We start from the raw sequence: 18,278 nt of genomic DNA, 5'->3' as shown, positions 1-18,278 counted from the left end.
CAACACGGACGGTCACCGTCCGAGCTGTTTCTCAAAAAAACATGGGGATGATCGGTTTCGACAGGGGATGTTGAAACAGGGGAAGCGAGCCGAGGAACGCGGCAATGATCTCGTTAACCACGTGTCGCAAAAAAATAATCGCCAACTCTAAGCGCGATTCCCAGCAGTTCGCTCTCGCTGCCTAATAAGCACCGATAGCGCTTGGGTGTCAGACCGGGGAGTTCCCGACCCGGACCCTGGCATAATCTAGGGAACTCAACCGTCCGCCCGGGCTGCGGGGGTGGATGGGAAATAAAACAGCAGCTGGGCCTGTTGGCGGCTTGTCCGTGTGACCGCCAGGGCCGAGAAAAGCACAGCGGACTGCGCTCGGAGAAGCCCTGAATTAACTCCACTGGACCCGGGTTCGATTCCCGGCATCTCCACCACCCCATGTTCACAGTGAAGGCCGTCCCCCGCATTGCGGGGGACGGCCTTCACGTTTCCGGCGGCCGAGGCGTAGGATCATCCGTCCGCTCGTCTTCCGGAGCCGGATTCCGCCGCAACCACCGAGGCCATGCAGAGCAACACGGACACCACCCCCGCCACCGACCACGAGACCGTGCGCGAGCGCGAGATCGCCGGTGAGCAGCAGCACCTCGACACCGTCTACCACCGGCTCGAGGAGAAGCTCGCCGAGGCCGAGTACATCCTGGAGGACGCCGCCAAGCGGGTCCACGTCGGCACGCCCGGCGCGCTCGCCGAGCGTGATGCCCAGGTCTACCGGGCCGGCGCCCACCTCCAGCGGCTCAACAACGAGTTCGAGGACTTCCTGTTCGGCCGGATCGACCTCCAGCGGGCCGACGCCCCGGAGGAGCACGGCATCCCCTCCGACACGCCGCTCGACCCGGCCGACCCCGCGGTGGCCGAGACCCTGCACATCGGCCGCCTCGGCGTCCTGGACGCCGAGTACGGCCCGCTGGTGATCGACTGGCGGGCGCCCGCCGCCGCGCCGTTCTACCGCGCCACCCCGGTCGAGCCGGGCCGGGTGATCCGCCGCCGGGTGATCCGCTCCAAGGGCCGCAAGGTGATCGGCGTCGAGGACGACCTGCTGCGCCCCGACCTCACCCCCACCCTGGACGGCGAGGAGCTGGCGGTCGTCGGCGACGGCGCGCTGATGGCCTCGCTCGGCCGCGCCCGCAGCCACTCGATGCGCGACATCGTCTCGTCCATCCAGAAAGAGCAGGACGAGGTCATCCGCGCCGCCGCGGGCGGGGCCACGCTGGTCACCGGTGGCCCGGGCACGGGCAAGACCGCCGTCGCCCTGCACCGCGCCGCCTACCTGCTCTACCAGGACCGCCGGCGCTACGCCGGGGGCATCCTGGTCGTCTCGCCGACCCCGCTGCTGGTCTCCTACACCGAGGGCGTGCTGCCCTCGCTCGGCGAGGAGGGCCAGGTCGCCATCCGCGCGGTCGGCTCACTGGTGGACGGCATCGAGGCGGGCACCTACGACAGCCCCGAGGCCGCCCGGGTCAAGGGCTCGGGCCGCATGGTGCAGCTGCTGCGCCGGGCCGCCCGCGCGGCGCTGGAGCTGGGCGCGCCGCAGGAGCTCAAGGTGGTCGCCCGCGGCGAGGTGCTGAAGCTCGACGCGGGCCGGCTGAAGGCCGTCCGCGGCAACGTGGTGGGTTCGGGCGGCACGCCGCTGAACCTGCTGCGCCCGCGCGCCCGCCGGCTGCTGCTGGACGCCCTGTGGCAGGAGGCCACCCGGCACCTGCCGAAGCCCACCGACCACTACGCCCGCGAGCAGCGCCAGGAGGAGAAGGAGTCCTTCGACGAGTACGTCTCGGACGAGGCGTCGTTCCTGGACTTCCTGGACGCCTGGTGGCCGGCGCTGACCCCGCGCAAGGTGCTCGGCACGCTCAAGCACGCGCGCCACACCAACCGGATCGCCCGCCGCGCCGTCACCCCGGACGAGGCGAGGCTGCTGGCGGGTTCCTGGCGCCACCTGTCGGCGGCCGGCGAGGGCGCGCTGTCGGCGCACGACGTCGCGCTGGTGGACGAGCTCCAGGTGGTGCTCGGCGAGCCGGCCCGGCCGAAGGTCCGCGAGGTGGACGCGGTGGACCTGCTGACCGGCCTGGAGGAGGTCACCACCTTCGCCGACCGCAGCGCCCGCCAGCGCGAGCGCCAGCCGGTGGAGCGCAAGGAGTACGCGCACGTGATCGTGGACGAGGCGCAGGACCTCACCCCGATGCAGTGGCGGATGATCGGCCGCCGGGCCCGGATGGCGACCTGGACGATCGTCGGGGACCCGGCGCAGTCCTCCTGGCCGTTCCCGCAGGAGGCGCAGGCCGCGCTGGACGAGGTGCTCTCGGGCAAGCAGCGCCGGCGGTTCACGCTGACCGTCAACTACCGCAACCCGGCCGAGATCGCCGAGGTGGCGGCCAAGGTGCTGGCGCTGGCCGCGCCGGGCACGCCGTCGCCGAGCGCGGTGCGCCGCGTCGGCGTGGAGCCGCGCTTCGCGGCCACCGCCGACCCGTCGCCGGAGGCCTTCGGCGCGGCCGCCAGGGCGGAGCTGGAGCGTCTGCTGTCCGAGGTGGACGGCACCGTCGCGATCGTCGTCCCGATGGACCGCCGGGCCGAGGCGGCCGGTTGGGCCCGGGGCCTGGGCGAGCGCGTGGTGGCGCTGGGCAGCCTGGAGGCGAAGGGCCTGGAGTACGACGCGACCGTGGTGGCCGACCCGACCGGCATCGCCGGGGAGTCCGAGGCGGGCCTGCGGGTGCTCTACGTGGCGCTCACCCGCGCGACCCAGCGGCTGACCGTGCTGTCCGGCCCGGACGACCTGCCGGACGCGGCCGGCGTGCCCGCGCTGCTGCACGGCTGACGCGCGGCTGACGGCGGGTCCGAGGCCCACGAAGAAGGCCCCTCACCGGGTGGTGAGGGGCCTTCAGACGTTTACGACACCGACCCGCCATGCTCGCCTCGCGGCAAGTGGTCCCTCTGAGGGACGAAGGTTGGGCCCGGGGGCTTGGATCGAGCCGGTGTCCCGTCCAATGTAACGCATCGGCCCGGAGAGGCAAGAAGTCGCGGGCCGCGTCGTCGCCCTCCTGTCACTCGCCCGTCGGCCGCCCGGGGGCCGCTTGTGGGGTCCACACACTCAATGAACGTTATTTCTGGCTACGCCCTGGTAGGTGCGACGATCGAGGTCTAGCATGCGCAGGTGATGCCTTCAACAAAATGTTGAACCTGCCGATGGACGGAAGAAGGAAGCGTCGATGGCGACGGTGCCAAGTGTCTCCAACTCGATCACGGTGCGGCTCGAGGTCCCGGCCCAAAGCAACGCGGTCAGCGCGATCACCACGGCGGTCGAGTCCTCGGGCGGATCGGTCACCGGCCTCGACGTCACCGCTTCCGGCCTGGAGGCGCTGCGGATCGACGTGACCGTGGCCGCCTCCTCGGTGGCCCACGGCGAGGAGATCGTCGAGAAGCTGCGGGCGATCGACGGCGTGTCGATCGGCAAGGTCTCGGACCGGACGTTCCTGATGCACCTCGGCGGCAAGATCGAGATGTCGTCCAAGCTGCCCATCCGCAACCGTGACGACCTCTCCATGATCTACACCCCGGGCGTGGCCCGCGTGTGCATGGCGATCGCCGAGAACCCCGAGGACGCCCGCCGCCTCACCATCAAGCGCAACAGCGTCGCCGTCGTCACCGACGGATCGGCGGTGCTGGGCCTGGGCAACATCGGCCCGGCGGCCGCGCTGCCGGTCATGGAGGGCAAGGCGGCCCTGTTCAAGCGCTTCGCCGGCATCGACGCCTGGCCGATCTGCCTGGACACCCAGGACACCGACGAGATCGTGGCCATCGTCAAGGCGATCGCCCCGGGCTTCGCCGGCATCAACCTGGAGGACATCTCCGCTCCGCGCTGCTTCGAGATCGAGGCCCGGCTGCGCGAGGCCCTCGACATCCCGGTCTTCCACGACGACCAGCACGGCACCGCGATCGTGGTGCTCGCCGCCCTCACCAACGCGCTCAAGGTGGTCGGCAAGGACATCGCCGACATCCGCGTGGTGATGTCGGGCGCCGGCGCCGCCGGCACCGCGATCCTCAAGCTGCTGCTGGCCGCCGGCGTCGAGCACGCCACCGTCGCCGACGTGCGCGGCGTGGTCCACCAGGGCCGTGACGACCTCAACGACAGCCTGCGCTGGATCGCCGAGCACACCAACCGCTCGGGCCGCACCGGCAGCCTCAAGGAGGCCGTGGCGGGCGCGGACGTCTTCATCGGCGTGTCGGCCCCGAACGTCCTGGACGGCGACGACCTGGCCACCATGGCCGAGAACGCGATCGTCTTCGCGCTGGCCAACCCGGACCCGGAGGTCGACCCGGCGATCGCCCGTCAGACCGCCGCCGTGGTGGCCACCGGCCGCAGCGACTTCCCCAACCAGATCAACAACGTGCTGGTCTTCCCGGGTGTCTTCCGCGGCCTGCTGGACGCCCAGAGCCGCACCGTGAACACCGAGATGATGATCGCCGCCGCCCGGGCGCTGGCCACCACCGTCGGCGACGACGAGCTGAACGCGAACTACATCATCCCGAGCGTCTTCCACAAGGACGTCGCCAAGACGGTGGCCTCCGCGGTGCGCGAGGCGGCCCTGGCGGGGGCTCAGGGCGAGCCGGTGCCGGCCCGTCCGACCCCCGGCATCGTCGGCACCCTCGACACGGCCTCCTTCCCCACCGTCAAGCTCTGACGGGGGAGCCCGCGGCGGCGCCGCGGATCGGTCAAATGACCGGATAGCGCCCGTACTCGCCCAAGCCCGCCCCGAACCCTTGCGACACAAGGGCGAGGGGCGTGTTTGGGCTTGTCAGTCCTAGGGCGTACGGTAGCCCTGCACGGGGCAGGCGTGTCCGACAAGTACGGAACGTCCCCCTGGTCTTCCGGCGTGTCGTCCCGACCGCCGCTCGCGCCCGGTCCGCCGGAGCCGACGGAGCGTCACACCTCCGACGGGCGGGCGATGTTCGGGTGGCTCGGCCGGGGCCCGATTGGCTTTCTCGGGGCCGGTCGGGGCAGGATTCGTATCCAGGCAGGCAGGCGGGCGGGCCCTTCGAAGGCTCCGGCGTGCGGCATCGGGTACGGACCCGGCCTGCGACCACGCATTGCCTGCACGAGCACCGTGTGCGGACCTGCGGCCCATCCGGGTGCCCCCCGGTGGGAGCACCGATGGGCCCCCGCACACCGCAAGCGAACAGACCACAGGAGTACACATGAACCGCAGTGAGCTGGTGGCCGCGCTGTCCGAGCGCGCCGAGGTGACCCGCAAGGACGCCGACGCCGTTCTGGCCGCCTTCGCCGAGATCGTCGGCGAGGTCGTCGCCAAGGGCGACGAGAAGGTCACCATCCCCGGTTTCCTGACCTTCGAGCGCACCCACCGCGCTGCTCGCACCGCCCGCAACCCGCAGACCGGCGAGCCGATCCAGATCGCCGCGGGCTACAGCGCCAAGGTGAGCGCCGGCTCCAAGCTGAAGGAAGCCGCCAAGGGCGCTGCCTGAGCCACCCCTTGAACGCCCGAGAGGCCGGGCTCCCCGCGGGGAGCCCGGCCTCTCGCCGTCGTCGCCGGAGCCGGCCGGTCAGGCGTCGACCAGCTGCTCGCTGGGCAGCTCGACGTGGGCGCCGAGGTCGCGCAGCTTGTCCATGAAGTTCTCGTAGCCGCGGTTGATCAGGTCGATGCCGTGGACGGTCGAGGTGCCCTCGGCCGCGAGCGCCGCGATCAGGTACGAGAAGCCGCCGCGCAGGTCGGGGATGACCAGCTCCGCGCCCATGAGCTTGGAGGGGCCGGAGACGACCGCGGAGTGCAGGAAGTTGCGGGCGCCGAAGCGGCACGGGGTGGCGCCGAGGCACTCGCGGTAGAGCTGGATGTGGGCGCCCATCTGGTTGAGCGCGCCGGTGAAGCCCAGGCGCGACTCGTACACCGTCTCGTGGACGATGGACAGGCCGGTGGCCTGGGTCAGGGCGACCACCAGCGGCTGCTGCCAGTCGGTCTGGAAGCCCGGGTGCACGTCCGTCTCCAGGGCGATCGCCTTGAGCTCGCCACCCGGGTGCCAGAAGCGGATGCCCTCGTCGTCCACCTCGAAGGCGCCGCCGACCTTCCGGAAGGTGTTGAGGAAGGTCATCATCTCCAGCTGGCGGGCGCCGCGGACGTAGATGTCGCCCTTGGTGGCGAGCGCCGCGCAGGCCCAGGAGGCGGCCTCCAGACGGTCCGGCAGGGCGCGGTGGGTGTAGCCGCCCAGCTCGTCCACACCGGTGATCAGGATGGTGCGGTCGGTGCCCAGGGTGATGATCGCGCCCATCTTCTGCAGCACGCAGATCAGGTCGACGATCTCCGGCTCGATGGCCGCGTTGCGCAGCTCGGTGACGCCCTCGGCGAGGACGGCGGTGAGCAGCACCTGCTCGGTCGCGCCGACCGACGGGTAGGGCAGCTCGATCTTGGTGCCGCGCAGCCGCTGCTGGGCGACCAGGTAGGTGCCCTGCGGGTGCTTCTCGATGGTGGCGCCGAACTGGCGCAGCACCTCGAAGTGGAAGTCGACCGGGCGGCCGCCGATGTCGCAGCCGCCGAGGCCGGGGATGAAGGCGTGGCCGAGGCGGTGCAGCAGCGGGCCGCAGAACAGGATCGGGATCCGCGAGGAGCCGGCGTGCGCGTCGATGTCCGCGACGTTCGCGCTCTCGACGTGCGACGGGTCGAGGATCAGCTCGCCGTCCTCGTCGCCGGTGCGCACGGTCACGCCGTGCAGCTGCAGCAGGCCGCGGACCACCTTGACGTCGCGGATGTCCGGGACGTTGCGCAGTCTGCTGGGGCCCTGGCCGAGGAGGGCGGCGACCATGGCCTTGGGGACCAGGTTCTTCGCACCGCGGACGCGGATCTCGCCTTCGAGCGGGTTTCCGCCGTGGACCAGCAGGACGTCGTCGGTCATCGTTCTCGCAATCCGGGGTGCCAGAGGAGTTTGGGGAAGGGCTCCGGTAGAGAGCCGGTGGTGGACCGGTCGTACGGGCGCGTTCGGGCCCCCGGCGAAACCGAGTCGGCACCGTATAAGGGCGTCCACCAGAGGTAGATGGTAGTGGGCGTCCCGATGGTTCCCGTGAGCCTCTCCCGTGATGGTGCTCTCTCCGGGGGTCGCCACGCCCGCCGATGCACCCGTGCGGGTGTTCGTCCGGCGTGGCGGGGTTTCGTGTGTTGCGGTGTCCGCGCCCGCCCGTTCTGCGGGATCATGTGTGGCATGACGGCGGCCCATTCGCACGGAGGCCGGTCCCACACCGGCCGTCTGCTCGTCGCGACGCCCGTGCTCACCGATCCGAACTTCGCCCGGGCGGTGGTGCTCCTCCTCGACCACGACGCCGAGGGGGCGCTCGGCGTCGTGCTCAACCGGCCGACGCCGGTCGAGGTGGGCAGCGTGCTGGACGGCTGGGGACGGCTGGTCGGCCAGCCGGCCGTGGTGTTCCAGGGCGGGCCGGTCGCGCTGGACTCGGCACTCGGACTGGCGGTGGCCCCGGGGGAGCCGGGCACCGGCGAGCCGCTCGGCTGGCGACGGGTGCACGGCGCGATCGGACTGGTGGACCTGGAGGCGCCGCCCGAGGTGCTGGCCGGCGACCTGGGCGCGCTGCGGATCTTCGCCGGGTACGCGGGCTGGTCGCCCGGCCAGCTGGAGGCGGAGATCGAGAGCGGCGCCTGGTACCTGGTGGATTGTGAGCCGGGGGACATCTCCAGCCCCGAGCCGGAGCGGCTGTGGCGCTCGGTGCTGCGCCGCCAGCGCGGCCCGCTGGCGCTGCTGGCGACCTACCCGGACGACCCGACGCTGAACTGAGCGCGGGGGCCTGCGGTGCGACACTGGCCCGGTTTCCCGGGGCGCCCATAGACTTGGCACCCATGAGCACTCTTGAGCCCGAGCGCGGCCTCGGCACCGGCACCCTGGTCGAGCCCGTCCCCCAGGTCTCCAACGGGGACGGCGACCACGAGCGCTTCGCGCACTACGTCCAGAAGGACAAGATCATGGAGAGCGCGCTCTCCGGGTCCCCCGTGGTGGCGCTCTGCGGCAAGGTGTGGGTGCCCGGGCGCGACCCGAAGAAGTACCCGGTCTGCCCGATGTGCAAGGAGATCTACGACGGCATCGGCAAGCCGCAGGGCGGGGACGACGACAAGTAGTCCCGCGGGCCCGCCGCACCGCGCCGTTGTCTTGCAGGGTGCGGCGTTTCCGCAGTGGTCTATGCCAATCGTTCCGGGTGCGGGCAGGATGTCGGGATGGACCTCATTCCCGCACCTTCGAGTGCCGTCCGCCGCCCGGGCGAGGACTTCCCCCTCGACGACGCCACGACGCTGACCGCCCCGCCCGCGCTGGCCGGTGCCGCCCGCTGGCTGCGCACGGCGCTGTCCGCCGCCACCGGGCTGCCGTTCGCCCCGGGCGCCCCCGGGGCGGGCGTCGAGCTGGTCCACGACACCGCGCTGGCCGCCGAGGCGTACCGGATCTCGGTCCGCCCCGGCCACGCGGTGATCGCCGCGGGCGGTCCGGCCGGCGCGCTGTGGGGCGCGCAGACGGTCCGCCGGCTGCTCGGCCCGGACGCCTTCCGGCGGGCCCCGCTGCGCCGCACCGGCTGGGTGCTGCCCGGCGCGGACGTCGAGGACGCGCCGCGCTTCGGCTGGCGCGGCGCCCTGCTGGACGTCGCCCGGCACTTCCTGCCCAAGGCGGACGTGCTGCGCTTCGTCGACCTGCTGGCCGTCCACAAGCTCAACGTCCTGCACCTGCACCTGACCGACGACCAGGGCTGGCGGGTGGAGATCAAGCGGTACCCGGAGCTGACCGCGCGCGGCGCGTGGCGGGAGCGCTCGATGGTCGGCTACCGCAGCGCCGGGCGCCGCGACGACCGGCCGCACGGCGGCTTCTACACCCAGGACGACCTGCGCGAGATCGTCGCGTACGCGGCCGAGCGCGGGGTCACCGTCGTGCCGGAGATCGACCTGCCCGGCCACGCCCAGGCCGCCGTGGCCGCCTACCCCGAGCTCGGCAACACCGACGTCGTGGACACCTCGGCGCTCGGCGTGTGGACGGACTGGGGCGTGAGCCACAACGTGCTCAACGCCTCCGAGGCGACGCTGCGCTTCTTCGAGGGCGTGCTGGAGGAGGTCCTGGAGCTCTTCCCGTCCGAATTCGTCCACCTCGGCGGCGACGAGTGTCCGAAGGAGCAGTGGAAGGACAGCGCCGCCGCCCAGACCCGCATCCGCGAGCTCGGCCTCGCCAACGAGGACGAGCTGCAGAGCTGGATCATCCGGCACTTCGACCGCTGGCTGGCCGAGCGCGGGCGGCGGCTGATCGGCTGGGACGAGATCCTGGAGGGCGGCCTCGCGCCGGGCGCCGCCGTCTCGTCCTGGCGCGGCTTCGGCGGCGGGATCGCGGCCGCGCGCGCCGGGCACGACGTCGTGATGTGCCCGGAGCAGCACGTCTACCTGGACCACCGGCAGGCGGACGGCCCGGACGAGCCGATCCCGGTCGGGTTCGTCCGGACGCTGGAGGACGTGTACCGCTTCGAGCCCGTGCCGAAGGAACTCGACGAGACCGCCGCCCGGCGGGTGATCGGCACCCAGGCCAATCTGTGGAGCGAGTTCGCGGACACCGCCAGGGACGTCGACTACCGGGCCTTCCCGCGGCTCGTGGCCTTCGCCGAGGTGGCCTGGTCCGCCCTGCCCGTCGAGCCGGCCGAGCGCGACTACCCGGACTTCGCACGCCGGCTGGAGGCGCATCTGGCGGTCCTGGACGCGCTCGGCGTCGAGTACCGCCCGGCCGACGGCCCGCACCCGTGGCAGCGCCGGCCCGGCGTGGTCGGCCGTCCGATCGACGGGCCGCCGCCGGTCCGATAGGCGTTCGAGCAGGGCGGGGAACACCGGTGAGCCGGAACGCGGGGAACTTCCGGATGGTCATCCGACGTCAAGAACAGATGAACATCTGTTCCGGCCCGGCCCGGGCCGGGGCAGATACCGCCCGGTATCCGCCCCAAACGGGCAGTCCCGTTCACCGGCCCCGAAGTGATCATCGAGCATTGTGTGCCAGAGTTGCCCAACCCGGCCCGATCGCCCGTACCCTACGGGCCAGGCCGGGCTGCTGACGCGGACACCGGCCGAAGGCCGCGGGCGGCAGGCGATCGATGAGCAAGTGGAGCACGGTGGGACCCAGGTGAACCGGACGATCATGCTGCCGGCCTCGCTCGACGAGGCCGTCGACGCGCTGGCCGCCGCCCCGGCCGCGGTACCCGTGGCCGGCGCCACCGACCTGATGGAGGCCGTCAACGCCGGCCGGCTGCGCCCCGCCGCCCTCGTCGGCCTCGGCCGGATCACCGAACTGCGCGGCTGGCGCTACGAGGACGGCGGCACCGCCGTCCTCGGCGCCGGACTCACCCACGCCCGGATGGACCGCCCGGACTTCGCCGCGCTGATCCCCGCCCTCGCCGACGCCGCCCGCACCGCCGGACCCCCGCAGGTCCGCAACGTGGGCACCCTCGGCGGCAACATCGTCACCGCCGCCCCGGCCGGCGACACCCTCCCGGTGCTCGCCGCCCTGGAGGCCACCGTCACCCTGGCCCGGGCCGGCGGCAGCCGCGAGGTGCCGGTCAGTCACCTCCTCACCGGCCTCGACCCGGTGCGCCCCGGCGAACTGCTCACCTGGGTGCGCGTCCCGCTGCTGCACGCGCCCCAGGTCTTCCTCAAGGCGACCGGCCGCAGCGGCCCGGCCCGCGCCACCGCCTCCGTCGCCCTCGTCCTCGACCCCGCCCGGCGGTCCGTGCGCTGCGCCGTCGGCGCCGTCGCGCCGGTGCCGCTGCGGCCGCTGGAGGCCGAGGCCTGGGTGGCCGGCTGCATCGACTGGGACGGCAGCCGGGAGATCGACCCCGCCGCGACCGCCGCCTTCGGCGAGTACGTCGCCGCCGCCTGCGTCCCCGACGGCTACGGCGCCGAGGGCGCCTGGGAGGCCGTGACCGAGGGGCCGAGCGCGGCCGCCGTTCGGCTACGGCGTACCGTGTCGGTGCTGGCCCGACGGGCACTGGGAAGGGCGCTGAAGTGACCACAGACCCCATCGACACCCTCGACGCCGACCCGCTCGGCCTCTCCCCGCAGGTCAGCCGCGAGCTGCGCCCCTGCGCCTCCTACACCCTGCGGGTCAACGGTTTCGAACGGCCCGTCACCGACGCCTGGATCGGCGAGAGCCTGCTCTACGTGCTGCGCGAGCGGCTCGGCCTGGCCGGTGCCAAGGACGGCTGCGAGCAGGGCGAGTGCGGCGCGTGCTCGGTGCAGGTGGACGGCCAGCTGGTGGCCGGCTGCCTGGTGCCCGCCGCGCTGGCCGCCGACAGCGAGATCAACACCGTCGAGGGCCTGTCGGCGACCGGCGGAGCGAGCGACGTCCAGCAGGCGCTCGCCGAGTCCGGCGCCGTCCAGTGCGGCTACTGCGCGCCCGGCATGGCGATGGCGGTGCACGACCTGCTCCAGCGCAACCACCGGCCCACCGAGGTCGAGGCCCGGCAGGCGCTGTGCGGCAACCTCTGCCGCTGCACCGGCTACCGCGGGGTGCTGGCCGCCGTCCAGAGCGTCGCCGACGCGCGCGCCCTGGAGGCGGAGGAGGCGGAGGAGGCCGCCCTCGCGGAGGAGGCCGCCCCCGCCGCCGCGCCCGCCACCGACGGGGCCGCCGGGCAGCCGGCCACCGAGGCGCGGGCCGAGGAGCCCGCCGCCGAACCGCCCGTCTACACCGACGCCTGGATCGAGCACGTCCCGCAGCCGCCCGCCGAGGAGCCGCCAGCCGCCGTCCCCGGCCAGGGTCTGCCGTACGCCGCCGACGGCCAGGGCGGCTACGACACCGGGGTGTACGACACCGGCTCGTACGAGATCCCGGCCGTCCCGGCGCAGCCGACCGACGACCAGGTCTACTACCAGCCGCAGGGCTACCCCGAGCAGCAGTACCAGGCCACGCCGGCGCACGGCACCTACGTGCCCGGCACCGGCTACCCCGAGGGCTACCCCCAGCAGCCCGGCTACGACGGCGGCTACGACGCCCCCGTCTACGAGCCCACCCCCGCCCACGGCACCCCGGTGCCCGGCCCCGGCTTCGACGGCGTCCCCGGCCCCGGCTACGAGGGCACGCCGTACGTCCCCACGCCCCCGCACGGCGTCCCGGCCGAGGGCGGCGCCCCGGCCGGCGTCCCGTACGGCGCCACCCCCGCCCACGGCATCCGGCTTCCCGAGGACGACCACGCATCATGACGTCGCCTACCGACATCGGCGCAGCAACCCAGCAGGACGGAGACGGGACCGGCGCGCCGGAGCCGTTCGGGCTCGGCAGCTCGCCGCTGCGCAGTGACGCCCTGCCCAAGGCGCTCGGCATCTACCCGTACGCCGCCGACCTGTGGGCCGAGGGGCTGCTGTGGGGCGCCGTGCTGCGCTCGCCGCACCCGCACGCCCGGATCAAGGCCGTCGACACCTCGGCCGCCCTCGCCCTGCCCGGCGTGCACGCCGTCGTCACCGCGGCGGACCTGCCGCCCGGCCCGGACGGCCTGCCCGACGGCGCCCCGGCCGGACCGATCGTCGCCGACCGCCCGGTGCTGGCCTCGGGCGTGGTGCGCCACCACGGCGAGCCGGTGGCCGCGGTGGCGGCCGACCACCCCGACACCGCGCGGCTGGCGGTCGGTCTGATCGTCGTCGAGTACGAGGCGCTGGAGGCCGTCACCGACCCGGAGCAGGCCTTCACCGCCCCGCCGCTGCACCCGGACGGCAACCTGTTCCGCCACCTGCCGCTGCGCAGCGGGGACCCGGACGCGGTCGGCGAGATCGTCGTCGAGGGCCTCTACCAGGTCGGCCGCCAGGACCCGGCTCCGCTCGGCGCCGAGGCCGGCCTCGCCGTGCCGCGCCCGGACGGCGGCGTCGAACTGCACCTGTCCTCCACCGACCCCCACGGGGACCGCGACCGCACCGCCGCGTGTCTCGGCCTGGAGCCGGACCGGGTCCGACTGGTCGTCACCGGCGTGCCCGGCGCCACCTCGGACCGCGAGGACCTCTCCTTCCAGGTCACCCTCGCGCTGCTGGCGCTGCGCACCGGCCGCCCGGTGAAGATGACGCTCACCCGCGAGGAGTCCTTCCACACCCACACCTCGCGCCACCCCGCCCTCCTGCGCTACCGCCACCACGCGGACGCCGAGGGCCGGCTGGTGAAGGTCGAGGCGCAGATCCTGCTCGACGGCGGCGCCTACGCGGACGTCTCCGCCGAGGCGCTGGCCGCCGCGACCGCCTTCTCGGTCGGCCCGTACGTGTGCCCGAACGTCTTCGTGGACGCGTGGGCCGTGCGCACCAACAACCCGCCGGCCGGGCGGATGCGCGGCGAGGGCGCGCTGCAGTCCTGCTTCGCCTACGAATCGCAGCTGGACCAGCTGGCCGCCCGGGTGGGCGTGGACCCGGTGGAGATCCGCCGCCGCAACGCGATGGCCACCGGCGACCCGATGCCCACCGGACAGGCCGTCACCTGCCCGGCGCCGGTGACCGCGCTGCTGGAGGCCGTCGCCGCCGAACCGCTGCCCGCGCTGCCGGTGGACGACCCGGACGCCGAGTGGCTGCTGCCGGGCGGGCCCGGCGGCGCCGGCGACCCGACGGCCGTGCGGCGCGGGATCGGCTACGCCGTCGGCATGGTGCACATGCTCGGCGCCGAGGGCGAGGACGAGGTGTCCACCGCGACCGTGCGGGTCAGCGGCGACCACGCGACCGTGATCTGCGCGGCCGTCGACTCCGGCCAGGGCTTCGCGACGCTGGCCCGGCAGATCGTGCAGACGGTGCTGGGGGTCAGCGAGGTCTACATCGCGCCGGCCGACAGCGACCAGTCGATCGCCGGGCCCTCCGCCCGCGGGCGGCACACCTGGGTGTCCGGCGGCGCGGTCGAGCGGGCCGCGCTGATGGTCCGCCACCAGCTGCTCCAGCCGATCGCCGCCAACTTCGGGATGTCGGTGGAGCTGCTCCAGATCACCGACGGCAAGATCACCTCGTACGACGGGGTGCTCGGCATGCCGGTCGCCGAGGCACTGGAGGGCAAGGAGCTCTGGGCCACCGCGCAGTGCCGCCCGCACCCGACCGAGCCGCTGGACGAGGCCGGGCAGGGCGACGCGTTCGTCTCCATCGCGTTCTGCGCGATGCGCGCGGTCGTGGACGTGGACATCGAGCTGGGCACGGTCCGGGTGGTCGAGATGACCGTCGCCCAGGACGTCGGCCGGGCGCTGAACCCGCGGCAGATCGAGGACCGGATCGAGGCCGGCGTGGCCCAGGGCGTCGGCCTGGCGCTGCTGGAGGAACTGCGCACCGAGGGCGGCGTGCTGCAGAACCCCTCGCTCACCGGCTACCGGCTGCCGACCTCGCTGGACACCCCGGAGGTGCGGATCGCGGCCCTGCTGGAGGAACGGGACGTGGTCGCGACCTTCGGCGCCAAGGCCGTCAGCGCCGCGCCCGCGGTGGTCGCCCCGGCGGCCGTCGCCGCCGCCGTCCGGGCCGCGACCGGCCTGCCGGTGGGGCGCCTGCCGATCCGGCCGGAGGACGCCGTCGCGGTGTGACGGAAAAGCGGAACGCGGAATTGCCGGTCGACTTTCGCAGTCGACCGGCAATTCCTTTTGTCGAGGCCGTGACGGGAATCGAACCCGTGTAAACCGCTTTGCAGACGGTTCCCTCAGCCACTCGGGCACACGGCCAGTGAATTCAGGATGGCGGAGTCCGGGAATGGGGTCAATGGCGTTTTGTAAATTCTGTATGGCAATGTGTGCTACCTTCGGAGGCAGGTGGCGCATTTCCCGCCACCCCGGACGAGCGCGTCGTACCCGGTGACGACAAGACGGCGCAGTTCAGCGGCAATCCGGCCGTTGTGGACTGCGGAGGTTCCTACCGTCATGGCCTGGCTCGTTCTGATCGTCTCGGGTGTCCTGGAAACCGTCTGGGCGGTCGCCCTGGAGTCGTCCAAGGGCTTCACCCGCCTCGTCCCCGGCCTCGTCTTCGGCGTCGCCCTACTGCTGAGCATGGGCGGACTGGCGTACGCGATGCGCACCGTCCCGATCGGCACCGGCTACGCGGTCTGGGTCGGCATCGGCGCGGTCGGCACCGCGCTCTACGGCATGGCCGTCCTGGGCGACGCGGTGACGCTGGCCCGGATCGGCTGCCTGCTGCTGATCGTCTCCGGCGTGGTCGGCCTGAAGGTCCTCCACTGACCCGGCCGCCGGCCCTGTCCCGGGGCGTGTCCTAGGTCCTGCGGCGGAGTCGCTCACCGACTCCGGTCAGGGGTCCAAGCGCCGGACGGACCTTACGATGGCACGTATGACCACTGCCTCCTCCACCTCGGTCGACTCCGCCCCGATGCCCGTCGAGAACGACCCCGGCGGCGGGGTGCTCAGCGGCCGCTACCGCGCCCTCACCCTGGGGATCGTGTCGGTGGTCCTGCTGCTCGCCTTCGAGGCGACGGCCGTCAACACCGCGATGCCGGTGGCGGCCCGGCAGTTGGACGGGCTCGGGCTGTACGCCTTCGCCTTCTCCGGCTACTTCACCACCACGCTGTTCGCCCTGGTCGTCTCCGGCCAGTGGTGCGACCGGCGCGGCCCGCTGCAACCGCTGTTCACCGGCATCGCGGTGTTCGGCGCGGGCCTGGTGGTGGCCGGGACGGCGCCGGGGATGTGGCTGTTCGTGGCCGGGCGGGCGGTCCAAGGGCTGGGCGGCGGGCTGGTGATCGTCGCGCTGTACGTCGTGGTCGGGCGGGCCTACCCGGAGCGGCTGCGGCCCTCGGTGTTCGCGGCCTTCTCCTCGGCCTGGGTGCTGCCCTCGATCGTCGGACCGGTGGTCTCCGGCGCCGTCACCCAGCACCTGGGCTGGCGCTGGGTGTTCCTGGCCGTGCCGGCGCTGATCCTGCTGCCGCTGGCGGTGATGGGCCCGGCGCTGGCCCGCTCCGAGCGCGAGCACCCGGTGCTCAAGGGCGCGGAGTTCGACCGCCGCCGCACCGTGCTGGCCGCGATGGCCGCCCTCGGCGCCGGCCTGCTGCAGTACGCGGGCCAGCGGCTGGACCCGATCGGGCTGCTCCCGGCGGCGGCCGGCGCGGCGCTGCTGCTGCCCGCGGTGCTCGGGCTGCTGCCCAAGGGCACGCTGCGGGCCGGGCGCGGCCTGCCGACGGTGATCCTGCTGCGCGGCGTGGCCGCCGGGGCGTTCTTCGCGGCGGAGGCGTTCATCCCGCTGATGATGGTCACCCAGCGGAGCCTGTCGCCGACGCTGGCCGGGCTGACGTTGACCAGTGGCGGACTGTCCTGGGCGCTGGGCTCGTGGCTGCAGGGCCGGCCGCGGGCCGAGCGCTACCGCGAGGCGATGATCCGGGGCGGGTTCGTGCTGACGGCGGTGGCCATCGCGGGGGCGGCGCTGGTGCTGGTCCCGGCGGTGCCGGTCTGGACGGCGGCGGTGGCCTGGGGCGTCGGCGGCATCGGGATGGGGCTGACGGTCGCGAGCGTCAGCGTGCTGATGATGAAGCTGTCCGCACCGCAGGACGCCGGGGCCAACTCGGCCTCCCTGCAGATGAGCGACGCGCTCGGGAACGTGCTGCTGGTGGGCCTCGCCGGGGTGCTCTTCTCGGCGCTGGGCGGCGGATCGGCGGCGGCCCACGGGAACGCCGAAGGCGCCGGGTCGCCCGGCGCCTTCGCGGTGATCTTCCTGACGATGACCGGGGTGGCCCTGCTGGGGGCGCTGGTCTCCGGCCGGGTCCGCAGGGCCTGACGGTCAGCCGGCGGCGGTCGGCGCGGTGGCGGTGGCCGTGGGGGACGGCGCCGCCGCCGGGGTGCCGAGGAAGTTCTCCCAGCCGCCCGCCGGGGCTTGGCCGGGGGCGAGGGTCTGCAGCTTGCGCAGGACCGCCGGGTCCTGCGCGTCCAGCCAGTCCACCAGCTGGCGGAAGGACACCAGCCGGACCTCCGGCTTTTCCGCGATGGACTTGAAGGCGTCCTCGACGGCGTTCATGTAGATGCCGCCGTTCCACTCCTCGAAGTGGTTGCCGATGATGTACGGCGCCCGGTTGCCGTTGTAGGTGCGGTCGAAGCCCATCAGGTAGGCGTCGCGCGCCTGGGCCTGGAAGCCCGGGTAGAGCGCGGGGTCGGCCTTGGTGTTGGGGCCGCACTGGTTGAACATGATGTTGTAGTCCATCGACAGCACCTGGAAGGTGTGGCCGGGGAACGGGATGGACTGCAGCGGGAGGTCCCACAGGGCACCGCCCTGGATCTTCTGCGGCCAGACCTGGCTGCCGTTGCCGCTGCTGTCGTAGCGCCAGCCGCGCTTGACGGCGGTGGGCAGCAGGTTGCGCTGGCCCTCCAGGCACGGGGTCCGGCTGCCGATCAGCTCCTTGCGGTAGTCGAACGGCAGCGCCGGCAGGTCGGTGAACCCGGTGTTGGTCCGCCAGTTCGTCACGAAGTCCATGGCCTGCTGGATCTCGCTGTCCCACTCCTCCGGGGACCACTTGCCGACGCCGGTGGAGCCGCAGAAGTGGCCGTTGAAGTGAGTGCCGATCTCGTGGCCCTCCAGCCAGGCGGCGTGCACGTTCTCCAGCGTGTCGTGGATGTGCTGGTCGCTGAGGTAGCCGATCTCGGACGCGCCGACCTTGTGCTGGGGCGGGCGGTAGAGGTCCTTCTTGGACTCCGGCAGCAGGTAGAGGCCGCTGAGGAAGAAGGTCATCGACGCGTTGTGCTCCTGCGCCAGCCGGCGGAAGCGGGCGAACAGGCCGTTGTCGAGCTCGCCGGCGCCGTCCCAGGAGAAGACGACGAACTGCGGCGGGCGCTCGCCCGGCTTGAGCCGGTCGGGGACGGGCTGACGGGGCTGGACGCCGGTGTCGGAGGTGGAGCCGTCTCCGATCAGGACGACCTGCGGCTTGGCCGGCGCGGGGGCCGGGGCCGGGGCCGGGGTGGCCGGCTGCTCGGTGGTCCCGGCGGGGGCCGGGGTGCCCGTCGCGTGCTCTCCGCCGCCGGCGCCGGTGGTCCCGCAGCCCGCCACCAGGGCGGCGGCACCGGCCGCGCCGGCGGCCAGCAGGGTGCGACGGGATAGGGAGTCCATGGTCACTCCGTTCATGAGGCGTTCGGCAGGCGTGCAGGCATGCGAAAGTCCGGTCGGACCAGTGAGGTGATAGAACCCGTGACCGGGTCAGCATGGCATGTGAACGCATTCGGTCGGCGAGTCGCCACAGACGGTCTCAAGTGATCGCCCGATTGATGCAACCGGACTGACTCGCTCCGTCGTCGATGGAGT

Annotated in this window: 12 protein-coding genes, 1 tRNA gene, 1 other RNA gene, 1 pseudogene and 1 riboswitch; of the genes and pseudogenes, 12 read left to right on the top strand and 3 right to left on the bottom strand. The window is 73.1% G+C overall.

Annotation, left to right across the window (positions count from 1 at the left end; genetic code table 11):
* Positions 1-43 precede the first annotated feature (43 nt).
* The 4 genes from ssrA to PUR71_RS24195 all read left to right on the top strand — a co-directional run bounded on the left by ssrA (position 44) and on the right by PUR71_RS24195 (position 5,520).
* Positions 44-425: a transfer-messenger RNA gene (gene ssrA, locus PUR71_RS24210) on the top strand.
* Between the two features lie 128 nt (positions 426-553).
* Complete coding sequence (locus tag PUR71_RS24205; protein ID WP_329929186.1) at positions 554-2,857, top strand: HelD family protein; 2,304 nt, start codon at positions 554-556, stop codon at positions 2,855-2,857.
* Positions 2,858-3,248: 391 nt separating this feature from the next.
* Positions 3,249-4,721, top strand: a complete 1,473-nt coding sequence (locus PUR71_RS24200) for an NAD-dependent malic enzyme (RefSeq protein WP_329929185.1) — start codon at positions 3,249-3,251, stop codon at positions 4,719-4,721.
* 514 nt (positions 4,722-5,235) lie between these two features.
* Positions 5,236-5,520 (top strand): HU family DNA-binding protein, encoded by a 285-nt coding sequence (locus PUR71_RS24195; protein WP_030242980.1) that lies wholly within the window; start codon positions 5,236-5,238, stop codon positions 5,518-5,520.
* Positions 5,521-5,598: 78 nt separating this feature from the next.
* Here PUR71_RS24195 and murA read toward each other — a convergent pair whose 3' ends face one another.
* Positions 5,599-6,939, bottom strand: a complete 1,341-nt coding sequence (murA, locus tag PUR71_RS24190) for a UDP-N-acetylglucosamine 1-carboxyvinyltransferase (protein ID WP_329929184.1) — start codon at positions 6,937-6,939, stop codon at positions 5,599-5,601.
* Between the two features lie 294 nt (positions 6,940-7,233).
* On the opposite strand from murA, the gene PUR71_RS24185 reads away from it, so the two are divergent.
* The 6 genes and pseudogenes from PUR71_RS24185 (at position 7,234) to PUR71_RS24160 (ending at position 14,581) form a co-directional block, all read left to right on the top strand.
* The gene (locus PUR71_RS24185; RefSeq protein WP_443077541.1) at positions 7,234-7,827 is read left to right on the top strand and encodes a YqgE/AlgH family protein; all 594 of its coding nucleotides are present in this window, start codon (positions 7,234-7,236) and stop codon (positions 7,825-7,827) included.
* Between the two features lie 62 nt (positions 7,828-7,889).
* Complete coding sequence (locus PUR71_RS24180; RefSeq protein WP_329929182.1) at positions 7,890-8,165, top strand: DUF3039 domain-containing protein; 276 nt, start codon at positions 7,890-7,892, stop codon at positions 8,163-8,165.
* 96 nt (positions 8,166-8,261) lie between these two features.
* Positions 8,262-9,872 carry a beta-N-acetylhexosaminidase gene (locus tag PUR71_RS24175; protein WP_329929181.1) on the top strand — a complete coding sequence of 537 codons (1,611 nt, stop codon included), beginning with the start codon at positions 8,262-8,264 and terminating at the stop codon, positions 9,870-9,872.
* A 328-nt stretch (positions 9,873-10,200) separates the two neighbouring features.
* The gene (locus tag PUR71_RS24170) at positions 10,201-11,067 is read left to right on the top strand and encodes an FAD binding domain-containing protein (RefSeq protein ID WP_329929225.1); all 867 of its coding nucleotides are present in this window, start codon (positions 10,201-10,203) and stop codon (positions 11,065-11,067) included.
* A gap of 71 nt (positions 11,068-11,138) precedes the next feature.
* Positions 11,139-11,633, top strand: a pseudogene (locus tag PUR71_RS24165) ((2Fe-2S)-binding protein); the annotation flags it as partial.
* A 620-nt stretch (positions 11,634-12,253) separates the two neighbouring features.
* A complete protein-coding gene (locus PUR71_RS24160; protein ID WP_329929180.1) occupies positions 12,254-14,581 on the top strand; it encodes a xanthine dehydrogenase family protein molybdopterin-binding subunit in 2,328 nt (775 codons plus the stop codon).
* Between the two features lie 63 nt (positions 14,582-14,644).
* Here the strand turns inward: PUR71_RS24160 and PUR71_RS24155 are convergent.
* Positions 14,645-14,716: transfer RNA gene (locus PUR71_RS24155), tRNA-Cys, on the bottom strand.
* An 83-nt stretch (positions 14,717-14,799) separates the two neighbouring features.
* Positions 14,800-14,866: riboswitch (guanidine-III (ykkC-III) riboswitch) on the top strand.
* A 45-nt stretch (positions 14,867-14,911) separates the two neighbouring features.
* Between PUR71_RS24155 and PUR71_RS24150 the strand changes: the two genes are divergently transcribed.
* Positions 14,912-15,226 carry a DMT family transporter gene (locus PUR71_RS24150; RefSeq protein WP_329929179.1) on the top strand — a complete coding sequence of 105 codons (315 nt, stop codon included), beginning with the start codon at positions 14,912-14,914 and terminating at the stop codon, positions 15,224-15,226.
* Between the two features lie 106 nt (positions 15,227-15,332).
* Positions 15,333-16,766 (top strand): MFS transporter, encoded by a 1,434-nt coding sequence (locus PUR71_RS24145; RefSeq protein ID WP_329929178.1) that lies wholly within the window; start codon positions 15,333-15,335, stop codon positions 16,764-16,766.
* 3 nt (positions 16,767-16,769) lie between these two features.
* Here the strand turns inward: PUR71_RS24145 and PUR71_RS24140 are convergent, their stop codons facing one another.
* Entirely contained in the window at positions 16,770-18,086 is a 1,317-nt protein-coding gene (locus PUR71_RS24140) for a hypothetical protein (protein WP_329929177.1), read from the bottom strand.
* Positions 18,087-18,278 lie beyond the last annotated feature (192 nt).

The organism is Streptomyces sp. SP17BM10 (genome assembly GCF_036322405.1).
In the GTDB taxonomy this organism is placed as follows: Bacteria; Actinomycetota; Actinomycetes; order Streptomycetales; family Streptomycetaceae; genus Kitasatospora.
The sequence above is the reverse complement of the archived record's forward strand: the minus strand, read 5'-3'. Positions and strand labels throughout refer to the sequence as shown.

Coding starts and splice junctions, on each gene's coding strand:
- PUR71_RS24205 (WP_329929186.1), top strand. CDS start 554: ATGCAGAGCAACACGGACACCACCCCCGCCACCGACCACGAGACCGTG.
- PUR71_RS24200 (WP_329929185.1), top strand. CDS start 3,249: ATGGCGACGGTGCCAAGTGTCTCCAACTCGATCACGGTGCGGCTCGAG.
- PUR71_RS24195 (WP_030242980.1), top strand. CDS start 5,236: ATGAACCGCAGTGAGCTGGTGGCCGCGCTGTCCGAGCGCGCCGAGGTG.
- murA (WP_329929184.1), bottom strand. CDS start 6,939: ATGACCGACGACGTCCTGCTGGTCCACGGCGGAAACCCGCTCGAAGGC.
- PUR71_RS24185 (WP_443077541.1), top strand. CDS start 7,234: ATGTGTGGCATGACGGCGGCCCATTCGCACGGAGGCCGGTCCCACACC.
- PUR71_RS24180 (WP_329929182.1), top strand. CDS start 7,890: ATGAGCACTCTTGAGCCCGAGCGCGGCCTCGGCACCGGCACCCTGGTC.
- PUR71_RS24175 (WP_329929181.1), top strand. CDS start 8,262: ATGGACCTCATTCCCGCACCTTCGAGTGCCGTCCGCCGCCCGGGCGAG.
- PUR71_RS24170 (WP_329929225.1), top strand. CDS start 10,201: ATGCTGCCGGCCTCGCTCGACGAGGCCGTCGACGCGCTGGCCGCCGCC.
- PUR71_RS24160 (WP_329929180.1), top strand. CDS start 12,254: ATGACGTCGCCTACCGACATCGGCGCAGCAACCCAGCAGGACGGAGAC.
- PUR71_RS24150 (WP_329929179.1), top strand. CDS start 14,912: ATGGCCTGGCTCGTTCTGATCGTCTCGGGTGTCCTGGAAACCGTCTGG.
- PUR71_RS24145 (WP_329929178.1), top strand. CDS start 15,333: ATGACCACTGCCTCCTCCACCTCGGTCGACTCCGCCCCGATGCCCGTC.
- PUR71_RS24140 (WP_329929177.1), bottom strand. CDS start 18,086: ATGGACTCCCTATCCCGTCGCACCCTGCTGGCCGCCGGCGCGGCCGGT.